Consider the following 4,679-nt stretch of genomic DNA (forward strand, 5'->3'; position numbering starts at 1 on the left):
GAGCAAACCAGCCGCGCCCAGAATCAGCGAACCCGTACACACCGAGGTCACATATCTGGCTCCCTGCGCCAGACGCCGGATGCTATCCATATAATCGTCTGACGCCATCGCGCTGGTGCACCCGACGCCGCCGGGCACGCACAGGACATCACAGCGATTCACCCGGTTCAGGTCATGCAAGCCCGAAAAAACAAGCCCATCAGCGCTGACAGGCTGGGCTTCGATTGACGCCACAATAACCTCAGTGTCCGGCAAACGCGAAAAGAACTGATGTGGACCGGTGAAATCCAGCTGAGTAACGCCCTGATAGAGCGGTATGACAATGGTAATGGGTGCGACATCAGGCTCAACCATGGCGTTCTCCAAAAGTAACGGTTCGTGATTAATGCAGTCTAACTCAGCTATACTTGTCCTAAATGACATATTTCCAACTTTTTCAGCCATCATGAAGATCGCCTTCTATCTATTTCCAGACTTTCAGTTGCTCGATCTGTCCGGCCCGCACACCGCGTTCCAGATCGCCAGTACGCGCCAGGCTCCTTCGCCCTACACGATTTCATTGCTGTCGGCGACCGGCGGGGCCATTACCAGTTCCGGCGGTGTGAGTGTCTTGTCAGAAAAACTTGAAGACCAGGCGCCCGACACGCTGATTGTCTGCGGCGGTCAGGGCGTTGCCGCATTGCTTGAAGATGATTCGGCGTTGCAGCGGCTTGCCGATGCGGCAGCAAAATCGCGGCGTATTGCCAGTGTCTGTACCGGCGCATTTATTCTGGCGCAACTGGGGCTGCTCAATCAGAAGCGAGCGACAACGCACTGGCAGCAGGTGGCACGCATGCAGAAAGCCTATCCGCATGTTCGCATGGATGGCGACCGGATCTTCGTGCGCGACGGCAATATCTGGACCTCCGCCGGCATCACCAGCGGCATCGACCTGGCGCTGGCGCTGATCGAACACGACTGCGGCAGTAACATGTCACGTGATGTGGCGCAGCACATGGTGGTATCCCAAAGGCGAGCTGGCGGTCAGTCGCAATTTTCGCCCATTTTGCAGATGGAGCCGGAAACGGCACGTATCAGAAAGGCGATGGATTATGCGCAACAGCATCTGCGCGAGATAAGGGATATGGAGCAACTGGCTGCAATTGCATGCCTGAGTGTGCGTCAGTTCAGCAGAATGTTCAAAGCCGAGACGGGAGAGACCCCGGCACGGGCAATCGAGCGATTAAGAATAGAAGCGGCCCGCACCCGACTGGAGTCGGACACCGGCAATATCCAGCAGATTGCGGCAGCCGTCGGTTTTGGGACCCAGGAGCGCATGCGCCGTGCGTTCATCCGCTGGACGGGTCATCCCCCGCAGGTCATCAGAAGACGCATGTTTGCAGCTGAGCGGCGCTAGTTAGAGACGGGGCGCCCCTAAAACTGATGCCGGCCGCGCTGGCACGAATCTGCGCCTGCGCCCTGTTGCAAACACAAAAAACTTATCCCGATTGTTTTTTGACCATATCGCGAATTTCCTGCAGATTCTGAGTCGCCCTCTCACTGATGCTGGCCATTGCTTCGGTCTGGGATTGGCGCGCAATCTCGGCCAGCTCTTTCATATCGACCAATGCTTTTTCGTAGGCCTTGCGCGCCAGTTCGGTTTGCGCGGCAGGGTTGGTGCCTGCAGTGCCAGCTGCGCCCTGAATATCGGCCATCGCCTGCCGGAACATCTCAGCCTGCTTGGCGGCGAGCGCCTGCATGCCATCATAAACAGCCTTGTTGGCCTGCACCAGCGCTTCCACATCTTTGCGACGTGCATCTGCGATCGCAGAAAAGTCCAGTCCTGGAACCTGAAACTGTTCATACATTTTGCTCAGCTCAGCAAAAGGGTTGCCTGCGCTCTGGTTTGCATCGTCTTTCGTACTTTTAGCCATGGCACGTCTCCTTGGTATATAGAAATATAATAGCGATGAACTTCATAGTAAATTAACATGAAAAACGCGCGTGCGCGGGAAAATGATGACCGCCATATGGGTCAGCCCGCTTTGCCTAGCGTTCGAACCGGTCTTTCAACCCCATCCAGCAGTCAATATAATTTTTATCAAGCTCGGGCCCCTGCATTGCAAACTGGGTAGGTACAAAACGGTAGCGGCTTTCAAACATGAATGCCAGTGTGTTATCCAGCTTCTGCGGCTTGAGCTCAGCGGCCGTTGCCTTGCCATAGGACTCTTCATCCGGGCCGTGAGGCACCATGCAGTTGTGCAAACTGGCGCCACCCGGCTTGAATCCGCCCGGCTTGGCATCGTATTGACCATACACCAGCCCCATGAACTCGCTCATGAAGTTGCGATGAAACCATGGTGGACGGAAGGTGTCTTCCATTACCAGCCAGCGCGGCGGAAAAATCACAAAATCGCAGTTGGCGGTGCCCGGCGTGTCACTGGGCGACGTCAGAACGGTGAAAATGGATGGATCTGGGTGATCGTAGCTGATGGAACCGATCGTCATAAAGTGCGCCGTGTCATACTTCACCGGGCTCAGATTGCCATGCCAGGCCACGACATTGAAGGGTGAACTATGCAGGGGCACACGCCAGAGACGGCCGCCGAATTTTCGGATCAGTTCATACTCGCCCACGGTATCTTCAAAAGCGGCAACCGGGGCCAGAAAGTCGCGCGCGTTGGCCAGGCCATTGGAACCGATCGGCCCCAGCTCCGGCAAACGGAACTGCGCCCCGTAATTCTCGCAGACATAGCCCCGGGCCGGCTGCCCGGTGCCGTCTATTGGCTCGACTTTGAATGCAACACCACGGGGAATAATGACAATTTCCCGTGGCTGAACCTGCAATAGGCCCATTTCGGTTGTAATCAGCAATGTCCCCTGTTGCGGCACGATCAGCATCTCGCCGTCTGCATTGACCAACGCTCGTCGGGCCATCGGACGATCGGTAATATAGATATGGATCGCCACACCACTTTGCACGTCGGGCCCGCCATTGGCCGCAATGGTTCGCATGCCGTCAATGAAATCGGCCTGGGGATGATCATTGCTCCAGGGTGCCCAGCGCAATGGCTCGGGAGGCAAGGCAATCGTCGGATCCGCCCCAGTTTGCCAATATGGCTGCTCAAAAGGTTCATAGTGACCGGCAACCACGGAAGGTTGACGGCGATACATCCAGGTGCGCCGGTTTTCATGACGCGGCGCGGTAAAGGCGGTCCCTGAAATCAGTTCGGTGTACAGACCCCGCGGGCCCTGCTGGGGACTGTTCCTGCCCTGCGGCAGCGCACCGGCAATGGCCTGACTGGCATATTCATTGCCAAAGCCGCTCTGGTAGGCAAGACCGTGGCCATCGCCGGAGGATACATCCTGCCGGGTGCTGACATCAATCTGGCTGTTATGGTTCATTCCGTATGCTCCTGTAGGCGTATTACTCCACTTGTGATCATTGCGCCTGGCATGATCATCGATATTGAAAGTATAGCCCAGCCGCCACGCGGCGTGACTTCTTTTGCGGTGGTCTACAGCAGGCAAATGCATGAAAAAAAACCGCCTGATTCAAGCGCAAGAGGCGGAGTGTGGCAAAAGCCGAATCGCAGTATAGTGACACCGTTGTTATCAAACCTGACCCTCGAACATCATCGTGACGCCTGGCTATCTCAAACCATCGTTATACTGGCCTGTGATATTCAGAGTTGGTCCGCAACCGGAGAAATCAGAATGCCCTATTCATACACCATCATGCCCTCTACCTTAGGCGAGCTGACACTGGTTGCCAGAGACAATGCCCTGGCCGCCATATTGTGGGAGAACGACAGGCCCGGCCGTGTGAAGTTGGGCAGCCTGCAGCGTGACGATACGCATCCTGTATTGCAGCAGACGCAAGCACAACTGAAGGAATATTTTGCGGGCAAACGCGATCGCTTTGAGCTGGATCTGGATATGCAAGGCACGCCATTTCAGAAAAAAGTATGGGCGCTGTTGCTGACCATTCCTTTTGGGCAGACCCGCAGCTATCGGCAACTTGCCCAACTGGCAGGAAACCCTGCAGCCTCCCGTGCCGTTGGCGCAGCAGTCGGCCGCAACCCCGTATCCATTGTCACACCTTGTCATCGCGTCGTGGGCAGCTCGGGCAAACTGACCGGATTTGCAGGTGGCCTGGATGCCAAGCGAACACTGTTGCAGCTGGAAAGCCAGTCGATGCCGCTGCAATAGTCATCAGCTCACGGCGTGTTACCTGCCCCCATAAGTTGGACATCAATCCAACCTTTGGGGTGCAGTTTCGTGGGTGCGATCCGTGGGCTGATAAAAGCGCTGCAGAACAGTGCTACGCGGCACCGGCTGAAAAACGCCGGTCGCACTGTCTTTGTCCCGATCAACCAGCTTCAGGGCGTCATTTTTCCTTCCGATATGTCCATGATCATGCGGGTAGCCAGATACAAACGCGGCACAATGGTTGGAATTTGCACATATTCGGCATTGTTCGAATGTGCGCCAAATCCGCTCAGGCCAAAGCCTTCGATCACACCCCCGCGGCTTTTCACAGCGGCAAACGCCGCATCGGTTCCGCCACCGGTCGCCTTGTCGCCCACACTCATGTCCAGCGCCAGCTCATTCTTATAAATGCCCTGGGTATGCGCAGCCAGTTTGCGAGCAATACCGGCAGCGATGCGCCAGGGTGAACCAACATGCGATGCTTTATG

At 56.1% G+C, this 4,679-nt stretch carries 5 protein-coding genes and 1 pseudogene; 2 read left to right on the plus strand and 4 right to left on the minus strand.

The features are described 5' to 3' along the window. Positions 1-354, minus strand: a 354-nt coding sequence (locus ACTIKR_RS20140) for a DJ-1/PfpI family protein (protein ID WP_442328839.1), incomplete at its 3' end; no start/stop codon positions are given. An 88-nt stretch (positions 355-442) separates the two neighbouring features. Here ACTIKR_RS20140 and ACTIKR_RS20145 point away from each other — a divergent pair. Further along, positions 443-1,396 (plus strand): GlxA family transcriptional regulator, encoded by a 954-nt coding sequence (locus ACTIKR_RS20145; RefSeq protein ID WP_442328841.1) that lies wholly within the window; start codon positions 443-445, stop codon positions 1,394-1,396. 82 nt (positions 1,397-1,478) lie between these two features. On the opposite strand, the gene phaP is transcribed toward ACTIKR_RS20145, so the two are convergent. Further along, positions 1,479-1,913 carry a TIGR01841 family phasin gene (phaP, locus tag ACTIKR_RS20150; protein WP_193089453.1) on the minus strand — a complete coding sequence of 145 codons (435 nt, stop codon included), beginning with the start codon at positions 1,911-1,913 and terminating at the stop codon, positions 1,479-1,481. Positions 1,914-2,028: 115 nt separating this feature from the next. Continuing rightward, positions 2,029-3,384 carry a homogentisate 1,2-dioxygenase gene (gene hmgA / locus ACTIKR_RS20155; RefSeq protein ID WP_442328840.1) on the minus strand — a complete coding sequence of 452 codons (1,356 nt, stop codon included), beginning with the start codon at positions 3,382-3,384 and terminating at the stop codon, positions 2,029-2,031. Positions 3,385-3,696: 312 nt separating this feature from the next. On the opposite strand from hmgA, the gene ACTIKR_RS20160 reads away from it, so the two are divergent. Next, positions 3,697-4,191, plus strand: a complete 495-nt coding sequence (locus ACTIKR_RS20160) for a methylated-DNA--[protein]-cysteine S-methyltransferase (protein ID WP_193089452.1) — start codon at positions 3,697-3,699, stop codon at positions 4,189-4,191. A gap of 170 nt (positions 4,192-4,361) precedes the next feature. Here the strand turns inward: ACTIKR_RS20160 and ACTIKR_RS20165 are convergent. Further along, positions 4,362-4,679, minus strand: a pseudogene (locus ACTIKR_RS20165) (hypothetical protein); the annotation flags it as partial.

The sequence above is a fragment of the Advenella sp. genome, assembly GCF_052108595.1.
GTDB lineage: Bacteria > Pseudomonadota > Gammaproteobacteria > Burkholderiales > Burkholderiaceae_B > Advenella.